General features: G+C 73.2%; 18 protein-coding genes. All 18 read left to right on the top strand.

What is annotated here, in order from left to right:
• The first annotated feature begins 1 nt into the window (after position 1).
• The 18 genes from coaD (at position 2) to ffh (ending at position 19,397) form a co-directional block, all read left to right on the top strand.
• Positions 2-499 (top strand): pantetheine-phosphate adenylyltransferase, encoded by a 498-nt coding sequence (gene coaD / locus P0Y31_RS16670; RefSeq protein ID WP_275871432.1) that lies wholly within the window; start codon positions 2-4, stop codon positions 497-499.
• Positions 496-2,589 (top strand): acyltransferase family protein, encoded by a 2,094-nt coding sequence (locus P0Y31_RS16665; RefSeq protein ID WP_345803649.1) that lies wholly within the window; start codon positions 496-498, stop codon positions 2,587-2,589. The genes coaD and P0Y31_RS16665 overlap by 4 nt, the downstream gene beginning before the upstream one ends.
• Positions 2,590-2,712: 123 nt before the next feature.
• Complete coding sequence (locus P0Y31_RS16660) at positions 2,713-3,297, top strand: DUF177 domain-containing protein (protein ID WP_275804134.1); 585 nt, start codon at positions 2,713-2,715, stop codon at positions 3,295-3,297.
• A 1-nt stretch (position 3,298) separates the two neighbouring features.
• The gene (gene rpmF, locus P0Y31_RS16655; RefSeq protein WP_275804131.1) at positions 3,299-3,493 is read left to right on the top strand and encodes a 50S ribosomal protein L32; all 195 of its coding nucleotides are present in this window, start codon (positions 3,299-3,301) and stop codon (positions 3,491-3,493) included.
• Between the two features lie 11 nt (positions 3,494-3,504).
• Positions 3,505-4,374 carry a ribonuclease III gene (rnc, locus tag P0Y31_RS16650; RefSeq protein ID WP_345803646.1) on the top strand — a complete coding sequence of 290 codons (870 nt, stop codon included), beginning with the start codon at positions 3,505-3,507 and terminating at the stop codon, positions 4,372-4,374.
• A gap of 19 nt (positions 4,375-4,393) precedes the next feature.
• Positions 4,394-5,263: a bifunctional DNA-formamidopyrimidine glycosylase/DNA-(apurinic or apyrimidinic site) lyase gene (gene mutM / locus P0Y31_RS16645; RefSeq protein ID WP_275871430.1), complete on the top strand. Its 870-nt coding sequence runs from the start codon at positions 4,394-4,396 to the stop codon at positions 5,261-5,263.
• Positions 5,264-5,361: 98 nt separating this feature from the next.
• Complete coding sequence (locus P0Y31_RS16640) at positions 5,362-5,658, top strand: acylphosphatase (protein WP_275871428.1); 297 nt, start codon at positions 5,362-5,364, stop codon at positions 5,656-5,658.
• Positions 5,659-5,779: 121 nt separating this feature from the next.
• The gene (locus tag P0Y31_RS16635; RefSeq protein WP_275804121.1) at positions 5,780-5,971 is read left to right on the top strand and encodes a hypothetical protein; all 192 of its coding nucleotides are present in this window, start codon (positions 5,780-5,782) and stop codon (positions 5,969-5,971) included.
• Positions 5,968-6,282 carry a chorismate mutase gene (locus P0Y31_RS16630; protein WP_275804120.1) on the top strand — a complete coding sequence of 105 codons (315 nt, stop codon included), beginning with the start codon at positions 5,968-5,970 and terminating at the stop codon, positions 6,280-6,282. The genes P0Y31_RS16635 and P0Y31_RS16630 overlap by 4 nt, the downstream gene beginning before the upstream one ends.
• Positions 6,283-6,426: 144 nt before the next feature.
• On the top strand, positions 6,427-10,005 hold the full coding sequence (gene smc / locus P0Y31_RS16625) for a chromosome segregation protein SMC (RefSeq protein WP_275871426.1): 3,579 nt from the start codon (positions 6,427-6,429) through the stop codon (positions 10,003-10,005).
• Positions 10,006-10,110: 105 nt separating this feature from the next.
• Positions 10,111-10,428, top strand: coding sequence for a hypothetical protein (locus P0Y31_RS16620; protein WP_275871424.1), 318 nt, complete (start codon positions 10,111-10,113; stop codon positions 10,426-10,428).
• A 102-nt stretch (positions 10,429-10,530) separates the two neighbouring features.
• Positions 10,531-11,751: a signal recognition particle-docking protein FtsY gene (gene ftsY / locus P0Y31_RS16615; protein WP_275871422.1), complete on the top strand. Its 1,221-nt coding sequence runs from the start codon at positions 10,531-10,533 to the stop codon at positions 11,749-11,751.
• A gap of 5 nt (positions 11,752-11,756) precedes the next feature.
• Entirely contained in the window at positions 11,757-12,785 is a 1,029-nt protein-coding gene (locus P0Y31_RS16610; protein WP_275871420.1) for a hypothetical protein, read from the top strand.
• A gap of 10 nt (positions 12,786-12,795) precedes the next feature.
• The gene (locus tag P0Y31_RS16605) at positions 12,796-13,443 is read left to right on the top strand and encodes a maleylpyruvate isomerase N-terminal domain-containing protein (protein ID WP_275871418.1); all 648 of its coding nucleotides are present in this window, start codon (positions 12,796-12,798) and stop codon (positions 13,441-13,443) included.
• A 173-nt stretch (positions 13,444-13,616) separates the two neighbouring features.
• Positions 13,617-15,002 carry an ammonium transporter gene (locus tag P0Y31_RS16600; RefSeq protein ID WP_275871415.1) on the top strand — a complete coding sequence of 462 codons (1,386 nt, stop codon included), beginning with the start codon at positions 13,617-13,619 and terminating at the stop codon, positions 15,000-15,002.
• Positions 14,999-15,337: a P-II family nitrogen regulator gene (locus P0Y31_RS16595; RefSeq protein WP_275804106.1), complete on the top strand. Its 339-nt coding sequence runs from the start codon at positions 14,999-15,001 to the stop codon at positions 15,335-15,337. The genes P0Y31_RS16600 and P0Y31_RS16595 overlap by 4 nt, the downstream gene beginning before the upstream one ends.
• A gap of 5 nt (positions 15,338-15,342) precedes the next feature.
• Entirely contained in the window at positions 15,343-17,715 is a 2,373-nt protein-coding gene (locus P0Y31_RS16590; protein ID WP_275871413.1) for a [protein-PII] uridylyltransferase, read from the top strand.
• Between the two features lie 68 nt (positions 17,716-17,783).
• Complete coding sequence (gene ffh, locus P0Y31_RS16585; RefSeq protein WP_275871411.1) at positions 17,784-19,397, top strand: signal recognition particle protein; 1,614 nt, start codon at positions 17,784-17,786, stop codon at positions 19,395-19,397.
• Positions 19,398-19,417: the final 20 nt, after the last annotated feature.

The following is a 19,417-nucleotide window of genomic DNA, read 5'->3' as shown; positions in this document are numbered from 1 at the left end:
GTTGCCGACTGTGACCAGACGGTGTGTGTGCCCCGGCTCCTACGACCCGGTGACGCTCGGCCACGCCGACGTCATCGAGCGCGCGGCGGCGCTCTGGGACGAGGTCGTCGTCGCCGTGCTGCACAACCCCGCCAAGGCCGGGCTGTTCACGCCCGACGAGCGCCGCAAGCTGCTCGAGGACAGCGTGGGCCACCACCCCAACGTGCGGGTCGAGGTGTACACCGACCGCCTGCTCGTCGACGTCTGCCGTGAGGCGCAGGCCGAGGCCGTCGTGAAGGGCCTGCGCGGCGGCACCGACTTCGCCTACGAGCTGCCCATGGCGCTGATGAACCGTCACCTGACCGGCATCGAGACGGTCTTCCTGCCGGGCGACCCCCGGTTCGAGCACATCTCGAGCTCGCTGATCAAGGAGGTCGCCCGCCTCGGCGGCGACATCTCCGGGCTGGTGAGCGACGCGGTCCGAGACGCCCTGCTGGCGCGTCTGCAGACGGAGAGCTGACCCTGGCGCGTCCGCCCAGGCCGGAGGGTTTCCGGCCCGACATCGAGGGCCTGCGGGCGGTGGCCGTCCTGCTGGTGATGGTCTACCACGCCGGCCTGCCGTTCCTGCCGCACGGCTACCTCGGGGTCGATGTCTTCTTCGTCATCTCCGGCTACCTCATCACCAGCCTGCTGCTGCGCGAGCTGGCCGCCACCGGCCGGATCTCCTGGTCTCAGTTCCTCGCCCGCCGCGCCCGACGGCTGCTGCCCGCCGCGATGCTCGTGCTGTTCGCCATCGCGGTGGCCACCTGGCTGCTCATCCCCGGCCGGCGCGGCCGCGAGATCGGCGGTGACGTCGTGGGTGCGGCGCTCTACGTCGAGAACTGGGTCCTGGCCGGGCGCTCGGTCGACTACCTCGCCAAGGACACCCAGCCGTCACCGGTGCAGCACTACTGGTCGCTCGCGGTCGAGGAGCAGTTCTACGTCCTGTGGCCGCTCGCCCTGGTGCTGCTCGTCGTCGCCCTGCGTCGGTTCCGTCCCCGGGTGCTCGCGCGGGGACCGGGCCACAGCCCCAGCCTGCGCGCGATCGGCGTGCTGCTCGCCGCCATCGCGGTCCCCTCGCTGGTGTACTCCGTCTGGCACACGGTCACGGTGCCCTCGCACGCGTACTTCGCGACGACCACCCGTGTCTGGGAGCTCGGGGTCGGGGCCGCCCTCGCCATCTGGGCGGTCGACCAGCACCCCCACCACGTGCGGTTCGGGGGCGCCCTGGGGTGGATCGGGCTCGCGGTGGTCGTCGGCACGGCCTTCCTGCTGCCCGACGCCGCCGGGTGGCCCGGCGCCTGGGCCCTGCTGCCGACCCTCGGCACGGCCGCGGTGGTGCTGGCGGGGTGGGGCGCGGAGCCACGCGGACCGGAGCGGTTCCTGAGCCTGCGACCGCTGGTCTGGGTGGGTGGGCTGTCGTACTCGCTCTACCTCTGGCACTGGCCCTTCGCCATCTTCGCCGACGAGCTGTGGCCGGGCGGCACCGCGCGGGCCTGGGCCGTGCTCCTCAGCGTGGTGCCCGCCTACCTCAGCTACCGTCTGGTGGAGCGGCCGGTGCACCACACCCCCCGACTCGCGCGCAGCACCCGCCTGTCCCTGGCGCTGGGAGCGTCGCTGTCCCTCGCAGGCGTGCTCGCCGGCATACCGCTCATCACCGCGCCCGCGGTGTTCCAGACCACGCCGGCCACCGGAGCCCTGCCGCCCCTGGAGCGGCTGGGGGCGGGCACCCTCGGCGACACCCCGAGCGCCGACCCGGCCGACTACGCCGTCGACGACTGGGGCTGGCTGACCCCCGACCCGGAACGGGCGGGGGAGGACCGGCCCTCGGCGGACGTCGACCGCTGCCAGGTCGACGAGCGCAGCTCCACCCCGGTGCGGTGCGAGTTCGGGGTGCGGGACGGGGCGGTGACGATCGCGCTCGTGGGCGACTCCAAGGCCCTGCAGTGGCTGCCCGCCCTGGAGCGCGTCGCTCCGGGCAAGGACTGGCGGATCGTCACCTACGGCAAGAGCTCGTGCGCCTTCGCCGCGGGGACCACCGAGCTCTCCCGCGCCCGCTACGAGTCCTGCGACCGGTGGAACGAGGCGGTCGTCGACCAGCTGTCGGCCGACCCCCCGGACCTGGTCGTGACCTCGACCCAGGCCGACGCGGCCCTGCGCGGCGACAGGGTCAGCGAGGCCGCGCTCGTCGACTACCTCGCACGGCGCTGGAAGGGGCTGCAGCGAGCAGGGGTGCCGGTGGCCGTGATCGGCGACAACCCCGGCTCCCCGGCGGACCTCGACAGCTGCATGGCGCGCAACCCCGTCCGCCTCTCGCGCTGCGCCTTCGACCGCACCACCGCGCTGGCCAGCACCGGCCTCGACGCCCAGCGCGCCGCGGCCCTCAGGACGCCAGGGGTCGAGGTCATCGACCTCACCCCGTGGATCTGCCCGGTCGACCGCTGCCCGGTGGCCATCGGCAACGTCGTCATCCACCGCGCCGGCGACCACATCACGGCCACCTACGCCAAGACCCTCGGCCCGCAGATCGCCCGCCAGCTCGAGACCGTCATGACCAGGGAGGGCCGCTGAGCCGGTGGCCGGAGCCGCTGGTCGGAGCGCATTTGGGAAGGTGGCAGACGCTCCGGTAGCCTGAGCGGTCGGTCTACGTCCCTGCTGTGACGAGGGCCGAGTCCCTCGACACGTACTGGAGCCATGAACCGTCTCAACGCCCGATCGCCGCTGGTGCTCGACACCAAGAGCCTCGGTCGGCGACCCGGTTCCATGACAGAGGTCCAGCGCACCGTCGAGGCGCCCGCGCACCTGGGCACGGACGTGATTGCCGTCCAGGAGGGCCAGCCGATCGAGCTGGACCTCCGGCTGGAGTCCGTCATGGAAGGTGTGCTGGTGACCGGCTCGGCCAGCGCCACCGCGACCGGCGCCTGCGTGCGGTGCCTGGACCCCGTCAGCCACCAGGTTGACGTGCGGTTCCAGGAGCTGTTCGCCTACGCCGACCGCGCCGCCCACCACCGCGAGGTGGGGGACGACAGCGACGAGGCCGAGGAGCACCAGATCGTGGACGACCTGATCGACCTCGAGCCGGTGCTCCGGGACGCGGTGGTGCCCTCGCTGCCGTTCCAGCCGGTATGCCGGGAGGACTGTCCCGGGCTGTGTTCCGAATGTGGGGCGCACCTGGCGGAAGACCCGGACCACCACCACGAAGTGATCGACCCACGATGGTCCGCGCTGCAGGCGCTGTCCACCGAGACCCCGAGCAACACCGAAGAGAAGAGGAACTGACGTGGCTGTCCCGAAGCGGAAGATGTCGCGCTCCAACACCCGTTCGCGTCGCGCGAACTGGAAGACGACGGCGACCGTGCTCACCACGTGCCCCCAGTGCAAGGCTCCCACCCAGCCGCACGTGGCGTGCCCGTCCTGCGGCACCTACAAGGGCCGTCACTACAACGCCGCCGAGCGCACCGAGCACCAGGGCTGAGCCTTCCGCGCGTGAGCACGCCCTCTTCTGACGGCGCCCGCGCAGTGCAGCGGCCCGTCGACGAGTTCGCCGCCCTCCTCCACGAGGTGGTCGGTGCGCCCGTCGACGAGTCGCTGCTTCTGCGTGCGCTGACACACCGCAGCTACGCCTACGAGAACGGCGGCCTGCCCAACAACGAGCGCCTCGAGTTCCTCGGCGACTCCGTGCTGGGCCTCGTGGTCACCGACACCTTGTATGCCGCGCACCCCGAGCTGCCCGAGGGGCAGCTCGCGAAGCTGCGGGCCGCCGTCGTGAACATGCGGGCCCTGGCCGACGTGGCCCGCACGCTGGGCCTGGGCGACCACCTGCTCCTGGGTCGCGGCGAGGAGACCACCGGGGGCCGTGACAAGGCCTCGATCCTCGCCGACACCATGGAGGCCGTCATCGGCACGGTCTACCTCTCGTGCGGGCTCGAGCACGCCGCCACGCTCGTGCACCACCTGCTCGACCCGCTCATGGCCAGGAGCGCCCGCCTCGGCGCCGGCCTGGACTGGAAGACCAGCCTGCAGGAGCTCGCTGCCGCCGACTCCCTCGGCGTCCCCGAGTACCGCGTGGACGAGGAGGGCCCCGACCACGCCAAGACCTTCACCGCCTCCGCGGTCGTGGGCCAGAGCGTGCTCGGCGAGGGCGTGGGCCGCTCCAAGAAGGAGGCCGAGCAGCGCGCCGCCGAGGAGGCCTGGAAGCACCTGAGCGCCCGTGCCGGGGGGTCGGGCGCCGCGGCGGCTGCCACGTCGTCGGCCTCGTCGTCGTCGGCCTCGTCGGCGGCCGGGTCATCGGCGGCCGGGTCATCGGCGACGTCATCTGCCGGGTCGTCTGCCACGGCCCAGCCCGAGTCCGTCTGACCGGACGCGGACTGGCCCCATGCCCGAGCTCCCCGAGGTCGAGGTGGTCCGCCGCGGCCTCGCGGACCACGTGGTCGGGCGCACCATCGAGCAGGCCGCGTTCTACGGGGCCCGCGTCGCCCGCCGCCACCCGCCCGGCGCCCACCACCTCGCCGAACAGCTCGCAGGCAACCTCGTCGCCGAGGCGCGCCGCCGGGGCAAGTACCTCTGGATGGTGCTGCAGACGCCCGACGGGTCGCACCAGGGGCTGATCACCCACCTCGGCATGAGCGGCCAGCTCCTCGTCGAGGACGCCGACGCGCCGGACGAGAAGCACCTGCACGCCCGGTTCACCTTCGACGACGGCGGGCCGCAGCTGCGGTTCGTCGACCAGCGCACGTTCGGGGGGATGGCGCTGTCCGACCTCGACGACGACGGGGTGCCCGAGGCCATCGAGCACATCGCGCCCGACCCGCTCGAGGCAGCCTTCGACCTCAGGGCCGTCGTCGCGGCGATGAAGAAGCGCCACAGCGCCGTCAAACGGGCGCTGCTCGACCAGGACCTGGTCTCCGGCATCGGCAACATCTACGCCGACGAGGCCCTCTGGCGGGCCGGGGTGCACGGCGAGCGCCTGTGCTCGGCGCTCACCAAGCCGGCGCTGACCCGGATCCTCGAGCACGCCCGCGACGTCATGCTCGAGGCCCTCGGCCAGGGCGGGACGAGCTTCGACGCGCTCTACGTCAACGTCAACGGGGCGTCCGGCTACTTCGACCGCTCGCTCAACGCCTACGGCCAGGAGGGTCGTCCCTGCCGCCGCTGTGGCACGCCCATCCGCCGCGAGTCGTTCATGAACCGGTCGTCCTACTCCTGCCCCCGCTGCCAGCCACGACCTCGCACGCCCGGTCGCTGACCGCCAGCGGGGCCGGCTCGCAGATCGGCTCTGCGTCATACGGCTCTTGCCTGCACCCGCTCCGGCTCAGGACAATGCCGGTGAGGCAGGTGAGGCGCATGAACGACAGCGAGCCGGTACGGGCGACCATCTGGGTCCACGGCAGGGTGCACGGGGTGGGGTTCCGCTGGTGGACCAGGGCCCGCGCCCTCGAGCTCGGACTCGTGGGTCATGCCCGCAACGCCGACGGCGGGCGCGTGGAGGTGCTCGCCCAGGGCCCCAAGCAGCGGGTCGAGGAGCTGGTGACCATGCTCGAGGAGAAGCCGTCGACCCGGCTGCGTCCGGGCGAGGTGACCAACTGCGTGACCACCTGGGGGCCGCCCCGGGACGGCCTCGAGGGCTTCGTCGAGAAGTGAGCCGAGGACCGCGGGACCAAGGCCTCATTGACCGATGTGCGGCCTTGCTGTCAGTCTGAGAGATGCCCCGATCGGGCACCGCCCAGGGCGAACCCGTCGCGCCCGGGACCAAGGAGACATCATGGCCAAGGCCCTGCTGGGATACCGCACGGCACCTGACCAGCGCCTCATGCTCGAGACCGTCGAGCTGCGTCGCAGAGTCCGGGATCTTGAAGGGCTGGTCGCCCGTCTGCAGAAGGACAACGACCGCCTGCGGAAGGATCTGAGACAGCCGGACGCTGTCCCGACCTCCGTGCCTACGATCGTCGGGTGACCTCACCCGCCCCAGAGACACCGGCTGAGCTGCTGCGCCTGCGCGCGAGCATCGACAACATCGACGCTGCCCTGGTGCACCTGCTGGCCGAGCGGTTCAAGTGCACCCAACAGGTGGGTGAGCTCAAGGCCAGCCGGGGGTTGCCCCCGGCCGATCCGGCGCGCGAGGAGAAGCAGGTCGCGCGGCTGCGGGCCCTGGCCGACGAGGCCGGGCTCGACCCGCAGTTCGCCGAGAAGTTCCTCACCTTCATCATCGAAGAGGTCATCCACCACCACGAGGCGCTGGCCGACGGCCGCGGCCCCCAGCTTTGACCTGCTGCGCGTCACTCCTGCCACAGCAGCCCCAGGCTTCGGTGTGCCGCCCAGCGCGTCCCGGGGCCGGCGTGCCCCCGCCGGTACAGTGAGCCGCGATCCGCAGCCCGCCTGCACCGCAGTCACCGAGGAGCCGAGCCGCTCGTGTACGTCAAGAGCCTGACCCTCAAGGGCTTCAAGTCCTTCGCCTCGGCGACCACCATGCGCCTCGAGCCGGGCATCACCTGCATCGTCGGCCCCAACGGCTCCGGCAAGTCCAACGTCGTCGACGCCCTCGCCTGGGTCATGGGGGAGCAGGGCGCCAAGAGCCTGCGCGGCGGCAAGATGGAGGACGTCATCTTCGCGGGCACCGCCGGCCGCGCCCCGCTCGGGCGTGCCGAGGTCTCCCTGACCATCGACAACAGCGACGGCGCCCTCCCGATCGACTACACCGAGGTCACCATCGCGCGGACCATGTTCCGCAACGGCGGCTCCGAGTACGCCATCAACGGCACCCCCTGTCGCCTGCTCGACGTGCAGGAGCTGCTCTCCGACTCCGGCATCGGCCGCGAGATGCACGTCATCGTCGGCCAGGGACAGCTCGACACCGTGCTGCGCGCCACCCCGGAGGAGCGCCGCGGGTTCATCGAGGAGGCCGCCGGCGTCCTCAAGCACCGCAAGCGCAAGGAGCGCGCGCTGCGCAAGCTCGACCAGATGGAGGCCAACCTCACCCGGGTCACCGACCTCACCGGTGAGATCCGCCGCCAGCTCGGCCCCCTCGGACGCCAGGCCGAGGCCGCCCGCAAGGCCGCCGTCATCCAGGCCGACGCCCGCGACGCCCGGCTGCGCCTGCTCGCCGACGACCTCGTCCAGCTGACCACCACCCTCGAGCAGGAGGTCGCCGACGAGAGCGCCCTGATCGCCCGGCGCACCGAGGTGGAGGAGAACCTCGCCGCTGTGCGCGACCGGCTGGCCGCCCTCGAGCGCGAGGCCGAGGAGGCCCGGCCGCTGGCCACCCGGGCGCAGGAACGCTGGTTCGCCCTGCAGTCACTGCGCGACAAGCTCACCTCGACCCAGTCGTTGGCGGCCGAGCGCGTGCGCCTGCTCAGCCAGGACACGCAGGACGAGACCACCTCCGGCCGCGACCCCGAGGAGCTGCGCCGGCAGGCTGCCGAGGCCCGGCGGCAGGAGGAGGCGCTGCTCGCCGAGGTGCGGCAGGCCAAGGACGAGCTGCAGGCCGCGGTCGAGCGCCGCGCCGCCGCGGAGAAGGCGTTCCAGGAGGAGCAGCAGCGCCTCCAGCGCCTCGCCCGGGCGGCCGCCGACCGCCGCGAGGGCCTGGCCAAGCTGCAGGGCCAGGTCGGCGCCCGGCGCAGCCGCATCGAGGCGGGCGAGGCCGAGATCGGGCGCCTGCGCGGTATCGGCGAGCAGTCGCTCGCCCGGGCCGCCGCGGCGGAGAAGGAGTTCGCCACCCTCGAGGCGTCGGTCGCCGTCGAGGAGGAGGGCGAGGAGGGCCTCGACTCGGCCTACGAGAGCGCCGAGGCCGCCCTGCAGAGCGCCGAGGCCGAGGTCGAGCGCCTGCGCGAGGAGGAGCGCACGGCCGAGCGCGACCGCACCTCCGCCGCAGCGCGCCTCGAGGCACTCGAGATGAGCCTGAGCCGCAAGGACGGTGCCGCGACGCTCCTCGCCGCCGCCGAGGACGGCCAGGACCACGGCATCGTCGGCTCGATCGTGTCGCTGCTCCAGGTGAACGGAGGCCACGAGGGCGCCGTCGCGGCGGCCCTCGGCTGGGCGGCCGACGCGCTCGCCGTCGAGTCGGTCGACCACGCAGCCCGCGCGCTGACCACCCTGCGTGAGGAGGACGCGGGCCGGGCCGCCCTGCTCGTCGGCCAGACCGCCGTGCCCGGCGACCCGTCGCAGTGGCCCGCCCTCCCGCCGTATGCCGTGTGGGCCCGTGACGTCGTCGAGGCGCCCGCCGGGGTGCGCCCCGCGGTCGACCAGCTCCTCGACCGCGTCGCCCTCGTCGAGACCGCCGAGCAGGCCGCCGAGCTGGTGGGCCGTGGCCGGGGCGTCACCGCCGTCACGGCCGAGGGCGACGTCTTCGCCCCGGGCTGGGTGCGCGGCGGCAGCAGCTCGGCGCCGAGCCTCATCGAGATCCAGTCGGCGGTCGACGAGACTCGGGAGCGGGTCGCCGACGCCACCCGCCGCGGGGAGCAGGCGCGGTTCGCGCTGGCCGCGGCCCAGGAGAAGGCGCGCGAGGCGGCCGAACGGGTGGAGCAGGCGCTGGAGGCGTTGCACGAGTCGGACGCCCGCATGTCCGCCGTCGCCGAGAAGCTCGGCCAGCTCGGCGCCACGGCTCGGTCGGCCAAGGCCGAGGCCGAGCGCACCGAGAAGGCCGTGGCCGACGCGACGGCTGCCCTGGACAAGGACCGTGCGGAGCTCGCCGCCCTCGAGGAGCGGCTCACCGAGGCCCAGGCCCAGCCGGAGGAGGTCGAGGAGCCCTCCACCGAGACCCGCGACGGGCTCGAGCTCGCCGCCAGCCAGTCCCGCACCGCCGAGACCGAGCTGCGCCTGACGCTGCGCACCCGCGAGGAGCGCGCCAGGGCCCTGCACGGCCGCGCGGACTCCCTCGAGGGGGCCGCCCGCAACGAGCTCGCCGCCCGGGAGCGGCTGGCTGCGCGGCAGGAGCGGCGCCGGCGCGAGGCCGCCGTCGCCGAGGCGGTCCGTATCGGCGCCACGCACGCCGTGGAGCACCTGGCCGGCGCGCTCGAGCTGGCCGCCGGCCGGCGCACCCGCGCCGAGCAGGAGCGCACCGAGCGCGACCAGGCGCTGGCCCGGGTGCGCCGCGACATGGCCGCCCTCCAGGACGACCTGCGCGAGCTCACCGACAGCGTCCACCGCGACGAGGTCGCCCGCACCCAGCAGCGGCTGCGCATCGAGCAGCTGCAGGCCAAGGCCGTCGAGGAGCTCGGCATCGACCCCGAGGTGCTCATGGAGGACTACGGCCCGCACCAGGTGGTGCCGCACGTGCCTGGCCCCGACGACGACCCCGACAACCTGCCCGAGCCGGCGCCGTTCGTGCGCGAGGTGCAGGAGAAGCGGCTTCGCAAGGCCGAGCGGGCCCTGGGCGCCTTGGGCAAGGTGAACCCGCTGGCCCTGGAGGAGTTTGCCGCGCTGGAGGAGCGCCACAAGTTCCTCACCGAGCAGCTCGAGGACCTCAAGAGCTCCAAGCGCGACCTGCTCGACATCGTCCGCGAGGTCGACGAGCGGGTCGAGCGGGTCTTCACCGAGGCCTTCCACGACACCGCCGCGCAGTTCGAGCAGGTCTTCAGCCGCCTCTTCCCGGGCGGCGAGGGCCGGATCCTGCTCACCGACCCCTCGAACATGCTCACCACCGGCATCGAGGTCGAGGCGCGGCCGCCGGGCAAGAAGATCAAGCGGCTGTCGCTGCTCTCGGGTGGCGAGCGCTCGCTGGTGGCGGTGGCCCTGCTCGTGTCGATCTTCAAGGCCCGCCCGAGCCCCTTCTACATCATGGACGAGGTCGAGGCGGCGCTCGACGACGCCAACCTCGGCCGGCTCATCACGCTGTTCGAGGAGCTGCGCGACTCCAGCCAGCTCATCGTCATCACCCACCAGAAGCGCACCATGGAGGTCGCCGACGCGCTCTACGGCGTCACCATGCGCGGCGACGGCGTGACCACCGTGGTGTCGCAGCGGATCCGCGACGTGGCGGCGCAGAGCGCCTGACGAGCCTTCCACCTGCGCATCTGCGCGCCGTCGGCGACGTGACGTGGCCCACCCCCGCGGCGGGTCGATTTGAGGATGGCCGCCCGGTCGGTCACCCTTGGAGGCATGGTTGCGCTGATCGTGGGAATGCTGCTGTGCGTCGGTCTGGCCCTCGCGGTCGTGGCGCTGGTCGCCATCCCCGCGCGGCGGCAGGGACGCGACGTGCTCACCCCACAGGGGGAGGAGATCGTGGCGATGGCCAAGGAGCGCACCCAGGACGCCCTCGACAAGACCGGCGAGGCGCTCGTGGCCACCAAGGACAAGGTGAGCGAGTCGATCGCCAGTGCCGCCGTCACTGGCACCCCGTCCGGTGAGGCCGCCCCCGCCGCACCCGCCCCGACGGCTCGCGACGCGCAGGACACCCCGGCCCGCAGGGCCAGCTAGCCCACCCCTGAGGGGTGCCGGGTCCGCCCGGCCCCATCCGCATGACCTGAGGCCGCCCCACGGGGCGGCCTCGCGCGCTCCCACCCCACAGGCTCTGAGAGGATGGCTCGCGTGATCGATCAGCTGTGGGAGTACATCGCCGTCGCCGTCGGCATCCTCGTCATCCTCGGTGGCGTGCTGCTCGGCCTGCTGCGGGGCCGCGGCGGGCGGGGGAAGAGCCTGCCGACCGCCCCGCCGGAGGAGCGGGAGGTCCTGCCCGGCGTCGGGGACGACGCCGAGGAGCCACGCGACGCGCCCAAGCGCTCGATCGAGGACGCCGGCGGTGTCGACACCCTGCCCCGACCCGCCGAGGCGGAGGTGCTGCCGGAGCCCGCGCCGACCCCGACCATCGAGCGGCCCGAGGCCCCGGCCGGCCGCCTCAAGCGCCTGCGCGCCCGGCTCGCCAGCTCCAACTCCGCGCTCGGCCAGGCCCTGCTCGGCCTGCTCAGCCGTGGTGGGCTCGACGAGGAGGCGTGGGAGGACGTCGAGGACACCCTGCTCGCCTCGGACCTCGGCGTGGAGGCCACCACCGAGCTCGTCGAGTCGCTGCGCGCCAAGGTCAAGGTGGAGGGCACGACCGACGAGGCCACCGTGCGGAGCTGGCTCCGCGAGGACCTGCTCACGCTCGTCGACCCGTCGATGGACCGCACCATCGCCTCGAGCCGTGTCGAGGGCCGTCCCGCGGTGGTGCTCGTCGTCGGCGTCAACGGCACCGGCAAGACCACCACGGTCGGCAAGCTCGCGCGAGTGCTCGTGGCGGAGGACAAGGACGTCGTGCTCGGCGCCGCCGACACGTTCCGGGCCGCGGCGGCTGACCAGCTCGAGACCTGGGGCGGCCGCGTCGGCGTGCCGACGATCCGCTCGGACCGCGACGGGGCCGACCCTGCCGCGGTGGCGTTCGACGCCGTCAAGGCCGGCGCCGAGATGGAGGCCGACGTCGTGCTCATCGACACGGCCGGCCGGCTCCACAACAAGGTCGGGCTCATGGACGAGCTCGGCAAGGTCAAGCGCGTCATCGAGAAGCAGTCGCCGATCGACGAGGTGCTGCTCGTCCTCGACGCCACCACCGGCCAGAACGGCCTGCGCCAGGCGGAGGTGTTCGGCGAGGCCGTGAACGTCTCGGGCATCGTGCTGACCAAGATGGACGGCACGGCCAAGGGCGGCATCGTGGTCTCGGTGCAGCGCAAGCTCGGGGTGCCGGTCAAGCTCGTCGGTCTCGGGGAGGGCCCTGACGACCTGGCCCCCTTCGACCCCGAGGCCTTCGTCGACGCGCTCATCGACTGAGGCCCGTGGCCAGGGGGGTGCGCCTGGCGGCGACGACGATGGTCGCCGCCGCAGTCGTTGCCGGTATGCCGCGGGCTGCCTCGGCGGCTGACGACACCTTCCGCATCACCGACGACCGCGTCACGGAGTCGTCGGGTCTGGCCCTGAGCCGCGCCCACCCGCACACCGTCTGGACGGTCAACGACTCCGGTGACACCGCCCGGGTCTTCGCCGTCGACACGCGGACGGGCCGGACCGTGGGGGTGCACCGGTTCGGCGCCCCGGTCCGGGACGTCGAGGCGCTGGCCATCGACGCCGAGGGCCGGATGCTCGTCGGCGACATCGGCGACAACACGGGGTCACGCGAGCTGGTGAGGGTCTTCTGGTTCGACGAGCCGGCGCTGGGGGAGACCTCGGGTGGCTGGGCGTCGTGGGAGCTGGCCTACCCCGACGGGCCACACGACGCAGAGGCGCTGGCCGTCCACCCGCTCACGGGGCGGGCCTACCTCGTCACGAAGGGCAGGCAGGGCGGCATCTACGCCCTGCCGCCGCGGCCGAGCCGGCAGGGGGTCAACCGGCTGGAGCGCATCGGCCCGGCGCCGTCGATGGTGACCGATGCGGTGTTCCTGCCCGACGGCTCGGGACTGGTGGTCCGCACCTACACGCACGCCCTGCTCCTCGACGGGGAGACGTTCCTCCAGGTCGCCAGCGACCGTCTGCCGCTCCAGCCGCAGGGCGAGACGGTCACGGTGGCGCCCGGAGGTGACAGCCTGCTGGTCGGCAGCGAGGGCCGCCGCTCCGTGGTGCAGCGGGTGCCGCTGCCGGCGCGGGTCACGCCCAGCTCCCGTCCCCCCGCCCTGCCGGGTCGGGACGTCACGGTGGAGGTGCGCGAGACGCCACTCGACTTCTCCCACCTCAGGGCCGAGCCCGAACCGTCCCCGGCCGAGCGGGTCGGTGACGTGCTGCTCGGCCCCGCCGGCGTGGCAGTGGGCCTCCTCTGCGTGGGCGCGCTGGTCGTGCTGCTCCGACGGACTCGGCGCGACGGGTCGCACTAGGGTCGGCGCCATGACGCTCGATGCCCACGCCGCCGCGTTCCTGTCCGCCGTCTCGCAGTCCTGGGAGCTGGCGTCGTCGCCTGAGGTCCTGCAGGCGTGGGGGCAGGAGAGCTCGTGCGCCGGGATGACGGTGGGCGGCCTGGCCCACCACCTGCTCAACCAGGCCGTCAACACGGCGAGAGGCCTGCGTGTCGATCCCGGCGGGTCCCCGGAGCCCATCGCCCTGCTGGAGCACTACGCCCGCGCCGCCTGGGTCGAGGCCGCACCGGACGACGAGGTCAACGTCGGCATCCGCGAGAGCGACAACGAGCGCGCCCTCGCCGGGCCGGACGCCGTGCTGGCCCAGGCCCGCGAGCACGTCGACGCCCTGCCGGACCTGCTGGCCGCGCCGCGGGAGCCGGACACCATCTTCATCCCGTGGCAGGGCTGGTCGCTGACGACGGCCGACTTCCTCACCACGCGGATGATGGAGATGGTCGTCCACGGCGACGACCTCGCCTCCAGCGTCGGCCTGCCGACGCCCACGTATGCCGACGACGTCATCACCCCGGTGCTCGCCCTGCTCACGGGGGTCGCGGTCCGGCGCCACGGGCAGGCTGCCCTGGTGCGCGCGCTGGCCCGCCCGCAGCGGGCACCCGCCAGCGTCTCGGCGTTCTGAGCGGAACCGGCCGCACGGCATACCGCTGTCTGCGTGCCGAGGGGACGGCCGGATCCCACGATGCGAGACCAGTCCCGGTCCGTTACCTGATGCTTACGACCGGCGCCCGCCGCTAACACGGCTGTAACACGCAGCCGCACGCCCTGAAACGGCGCTCGCCCACAGTTCTGGGCATGACTACAGCACCAGAGATCAACGAGGCCGCGACAGCCTTCATGCTCGTCGCGGCCTCCATGGTCCTCCTCATGACACCGGGGCTCGCGCTGTTCTACGGCGGCATGACGCGAGCCAAGTCCGTCCTCAACATGATGATGATGTCGTTCGGCGCCATGGGCGTCGTCGGCGTCGTCTACATCCTGTGGGGCTACTCGATGTCGTTCGGCCCCACCAACATCGCCGGCATCTTCGCCAACCCGTTCGACCGCTTCGGCCTGAAGGGCCTGCTCGACGACGGCAACGGCAACGTCCCCCTCGTCGACGTCTTCGGCGCCGGGGTCTACATCCCCGAGATCCTCGTCGCCGGGTTCCAGCTCACCTTCGCGGTGATCACCGTGGCGCTCATCAGCGGCGCCATCGCCGACCGCGCGAAGTTCGGCACCTGGCTGGCCTTCGCCGCGATCTGGGTGACCCTGGTCTACTTCCCGATCGCCCACATGGTGTGGGGCGGCGGCCTGCTCTCCGGCAGCGAGGACGGCATCGCGGCCAAGATGTTCGGCGTCACTGACGGGGCGGCGAACTTCGCACCCATCGACTTCGCCGGTGGCACCGTGGTGCACATCAACGCCGGCATCGCCGGCCTGGTGCTGGCCCTCATCGTCGGCAAGCGGTTCGGCTTCGGGGCGCAGGCCATGCGCCCGCAGAACGTGCCGATCGTCATGCTCGGCGCCGGGCTGCTGTGGTTCGGCTGGTTCGGCTTCAACGCCGGCTCGGAGCTGGCGGCCGACGGCCTGGCCTCCGTGGTCTGGGTCAACACCGTGGCAGCCACCTGTGCGGCGATGCTGGGCTGGTTGCTGGTGGAGAAGCTGCGTGACGGGCACGCCACCTCCATCGGTGCCGCCTCCGGTGTCGTCGCCGGCCTGGTCGCCATCACGCCCGCCTGCGGCTCGCTCTCGCCCGTCGGCTCGCTCATCCTCGGTGTCGTCGCCGGTGCCCTGGCAGCCCTGGCCGTCGGCCTGAAGTACCGCCTCGGCTACGACGACTCGCTCGACGTGGTCGGCGTGCACCTGGTCGCCGGCCTCTGGGGCACCGTCGGTGCCGGCCTGCTGGCCACCGAGACGGGCCTGTTCTACGGCGGTGGCGTCCAGCAGACGGTCGTGCAGCTCGTCATCGCGCTGGTCTGCCTGCTCATCTCCGGGGCCCTCACGGCGTTGATCGGCCTGGCCCTCAAGGCCACCATGGGCTGGAGGGTCACCCGTGACGTCGAGACCGACGGCATCGACCAGGCCGTGCACGGCGAGTCCGCCTACGACATCGGTGGCGTCTCCGGCGGCCGGTTCGGCAGCGGTGCAGTCCCGACCACGGCGCCCAGCGCCAAGACCCCTGAGGGAGCGTCAGCATGAAGCTCGTCACGGCCATCATCAAGCCCCACCAGCTCGACGCGGTGAAGGAGGCCCTCGAGGCCTACGGCATCTCGGGCATGACCGTCAGCGAGGCCTCCGGCTACGGGCGCCAGCGCGGCCACAGCGAGGTCTACCGGGGTGCGGAGTACACGGTCGACTTCGTGCCCAAGGTGCGCCTCGAGGTGCTGGTCGACGACCTCGACGCGAGCAGCGTGGTCGACGTCATCCTCAAGACGGCGCAGACCGGCCGGATCGGAGACGGCAAGATCTGGACCGTCCCGGTCGAGGACGTGGTCCGGGTGCGCACCGGCGAGCGCGGCGCAGAGGCGCTCTGAGCCGTATGACGACTGGGCTGAGCGGGCTGGCGGCCCTGCGTCTCGACCTGGCCGGCGCCCGGGGCTTCGACGCCCCGGGCGCCGGACCGGCGCGACGGCAGGGCATGGGGGAGCTGACGCGGGAGTGGCTCGTCTCCATCTGGGACGAGGCCATGGCCGGCCGGCCGCAGGAGGGCATCGCCCTCGCCGCGGTCGGCAGCCTGGCCCGCGGCGACTCCGGGCCGCTGAGCGACCTCGACCTCGTGCTGCTGCACAACGGCCGGTCCCTCGGCGGGGAGGACGTCGGTGAGGTGGCCGACCGGCTCTGGTACCCGATCTGGGACGCGGGTATCCGGCTCGACCACAGCGTGCGCACCGTCAACCAGTGCCGGACCGTCGCCGGCGGCGACCTCAGCGCAGCCGTGGGCCTGCTCGACCTCGCCGGGATCGCCGGGGACCCGGGCGTGGTCGCCTCGACCCGCTCGGTCATCGCCCACGACTGGCGGGCATCGGCCCGCAAGCGGCTTCCGCAGCTCGTCGACGGCCTGCGACTGCGGCATGCCCGGCACGGTGACCTCGCCCAGTCGCTCGAGCCGGACCTGAAGGAGGCCCGCGGGGGTGTGCGGGACATGACCGTGCTGCGGGCCCTGGCCGAGGCCTGGCTGGCCGACCGGCCGCACGGCGACGTCGACGAGGCGCACCGGGTGCTGCTCGACGTCCGCGACGCGGTGCACGTGGTGACCGGCCGCGGCCGCGACCGGCTGAGCCGGGAGGACCACGACGCCGTGGCGGCCCTGCTGGGCCACCGCGACGCCGACGACCTGCTCACCTCCGTCTCCACGGCGGCCCGCACCGTGGCCTATGCGCTCGACGGCACGGTCCGCCGGGCCGGGCAGGCCCAACGGGCCCGAACCCTGCGCGTGGGGCCGCGCAGACCCCGCCTCAACCCCCTCGGCTACGGGCTCTTCGAGCACGACGGCGAGGTCGTCCTGGGGCCGCGCAGCGCGGTCGCGAGCGACCCCCTGGTGCCGCTGCGGGCCGCGGTGGTTGCTGCGCGGCACAGCCTGCCCATCGCGCCGACCACCCTGGCCAACCTCGCGCGGAGCGCGCCGATGCTGACGGACCCGTGGCCCGAGGCGGCGCGCGACCTCTTCGCCGACCTGCTGTCCGCGGGGCCGGGGCTGGTGCAGGTCTGGGAGGGGCTCGACCAGGCCGGCGTCATCGACGCCTGGCTGCCCGAGTGGACGGCGGTGCGGTCGCGGCCGCAGCGCAACGCGGTGCACCGGCACACCGTCGACCGCCACCTCATCGAGACGGTGGTGCACGCCGGCGGGCTGGTGCGCCGGGTCGCGCGGGCCGACCTGCTGCTGCTCGGCGCCCTCCTGCACGACATCGGCAAGGTCCGCGGGGCGCACGACCACGCGGCGGGAGGGGCGCCCGTCGCCACCGCCATCTCGACCCGGATGGGCTACCCGGCCTCGGACGTCGAGGTCGTGACGACCCTGGTGCGCGAGCACCTGACCCTCATCGAGCTCGCCACGCGCCGCGACCACCAGGACCCGCGGACGGCCGCAGCGGCACGCGCCGCGGCGGGCGGGTCGCAGGACGTGTTCGACCTGCTGCTCGCCCTGACCGAGGCCGATGCCTGTGCCGCCGGCCCGCTCGCCTGGACGGACTGGCGGGCCACCCTGCTGCGCCAGCTCGCCGATGCGGTGGGTGCCGGGTGGGATGCCGACGCACCTGTCGCGGCCGCCGGCGAGGCACGGGTCACCGACGACGACCTCCAGGCCGTCGCGGCGGGGGAGCCGCGCGTCGTCGTCCGCCCGCAGGGCGGCGCCTACCGCATCGACATCTTCGACCGTGACCGGCTGGGACTGTTCGCCGACACCGCGGGCCTGCTCGCGGCATACGGCCTGGTGGTGCGCACCGCGATCCTGCGCACCCTCGACGGCCTGGCGGCCAACGAGTGGCACGTGGAGTCGCCCGGTGGGGACGCGCCCGACGCCGAGCGGATCGCGCGGGGGCTCGCGCGGCTGGCCCAGGGTGACCGTGCACCGCTGTCGCTGCTCGACCGCCGGCGCCAGTTCGCCGGGCCGCCCAGCGCGCAGGCGGGGTCGGGCGCGCCGGGGCAGGCCCGCGCCCTCGTCGTGCCGCACGCGTCGGAGGAGGCGACGGTGCTCGAGGTGCGGGCCCAGGACCGCCCGGGGCTGCTGCACGAGCTGGGGGTCGCCTTCGCCAAGGCCGGGCTGTCGGTGCGCTCCGCGCACATCGCCACGTATGCCGGGCAGACGCTCGACACCTTCTACCTCACCGAGTTCGGTGGCCGGCTGCTCTCGCCGGCCAAGGTGGCGCAGACGGTGGCGGCGATCATCGACACCTGTGACGGCGGTGCGGAGTAGCCCGCCGCCGTCACGGGCAGGGGGCTGGTGGTCAGAGCGGCCCCGCCGTGGCCGTTAGGCTGTGACCCGTGTTCGCCAGCCTTTCCGACCGCCTGACCGCCACCTTCAAGAACCTCCGGCACAAGGGGCGGCTCACCGAGTCCGACATCAACGCCACGATCCGGGACATCCGGCTCGCGCTGCTCGACGCCGACGTCGCGCTGCCCGTGGTGAAGCAGTTCACCTCGGCCATCCGCGAGCGGGCGCTCGGGGCGGAGGTGTCGCAGGCGCTGAACCCGGCGCAGCAGGTCGTCAAGATCGTCAACGAGGAGCTCATCGCCATCCTCGGTGGCCAGACGCGGCAGCTGCAGCTCGCCAAGACGCCGCCGACGGTCATCATGCTCGCCGGTCTGCAGGGCTCGGGAAAGACCACGTTCGCGGGCAAGCTCGGCGCCTGGCTGAAGGAGCAGGGCCACACGCCGCTGCTCGTCGCCGCCGACCTCCAGCGCCCGAACGCGGTCACCCAGCTCGAGGTCGTGGGGGAGCGCGCCGGCCTGCCGGTCTTCGCGCCCGAGCGCGGCAACATGGGCGGTCACGACGCCGTGCTCGAGTCCGGCGAGGGCACCCGGTCCTTCGGTGACCCGGTCGCCGTCTCGCGCCAGGGCATCGAGCAGGCCCGGGCCCGCCAGCACGACGTGGTCATCGTCGACACCGCCGGTCGCCTGGCCGTCGACGCCAACCTCATGCAGCAGGCCGCCGACATCCGCACCGCGATCGCGCCCGACGAGGTGCTCTTCGTCATCGACGCGATGATCGGCCAGGCCGCGGTCGAGACGGCCCAGGCCTTCCAGGAGGGCGTCGACTTCACCGGCGTCGTGCTCTCCAAGCTCGACGGTGACGCCCGCGGTGGTGCCGCCCTGTCGGTGGCCTCGGTCACCGGGCGGCCGATCATGTTCTCCTCCGTCGGCGAGGGCGTGAAGGACTTCGAGGTCTTCCACCCCGACCGGATGGCCTCACGGATCCTCGACATGGGTGACGTGCTCACCCTCATCGAGCAGGCCGAGAAGGCGTTCGACCGCGCCCAGGCGGCCGAGATGCAGCGGAAGTTCCTCGCCGAGGAGGACTTCACGTTCGACGACTTCCTCAGCCAGATGGCCGCCATCAAGAAGATGGGGTCGCTGAAGTCGATGCTCGGGATGATGCCGGGCATGGGCCAGATGCGCGCCCAGCTCGACAACCTCGACGAGCGCGAGTTCGACCGGGTCGAGGCCATGGTGCGCTCCATGACGCCGTTCGAGCGCACGCACCCCAAGCAGATCAACGGCTCGCGCCGCGCCCGCATCGCCAAGGGCTCGGGCGTGCAGGTCTCGGAGGTCAACGCGCTGCTCGAGCGGTTCACCGAGGCGCAGAAGATGATGAAGCAGCTCGCCCGCGGCGGCGGCATCCCGGGTATGCCGGGCATCCCCGGCATGGGTGGCGGCGGCCGCAAGGGCAAGCAGCAGCCGCAGCGCAAGAAGTCCAAGTCCGGCAACCCCGCCAAGCGCGCGGCCGAGGAGAGGGCTGCCGCGGAGAAGGCCCAGGCGGCCCGGACCTCCGGTGGCGGAGCCTTCGGTGCCGGTGGCCCCGGTGACGGGGACGGCGGCATACCGGACCTCGACCCCACGAACCTGCCCAAGGGCTTCGAGAAGTTCCTCGGCCGCTGACCGCGACCCCCGCGCGGGTG

The organism is Knoellia sp. 3-2P3, from assembly GCF_029223115.1.
Taxonomy (GTDB): Bacteria; Actinomycetota; Actinomycetes; order Actinomycetales; family Dermatophilaceae; genus Pedococcus_A.
The sequence above is the reverse complement of the archived record's forward strand: the minus strand, read 5'-3'. Positions and strand labels throughout refer to the sequence as shown.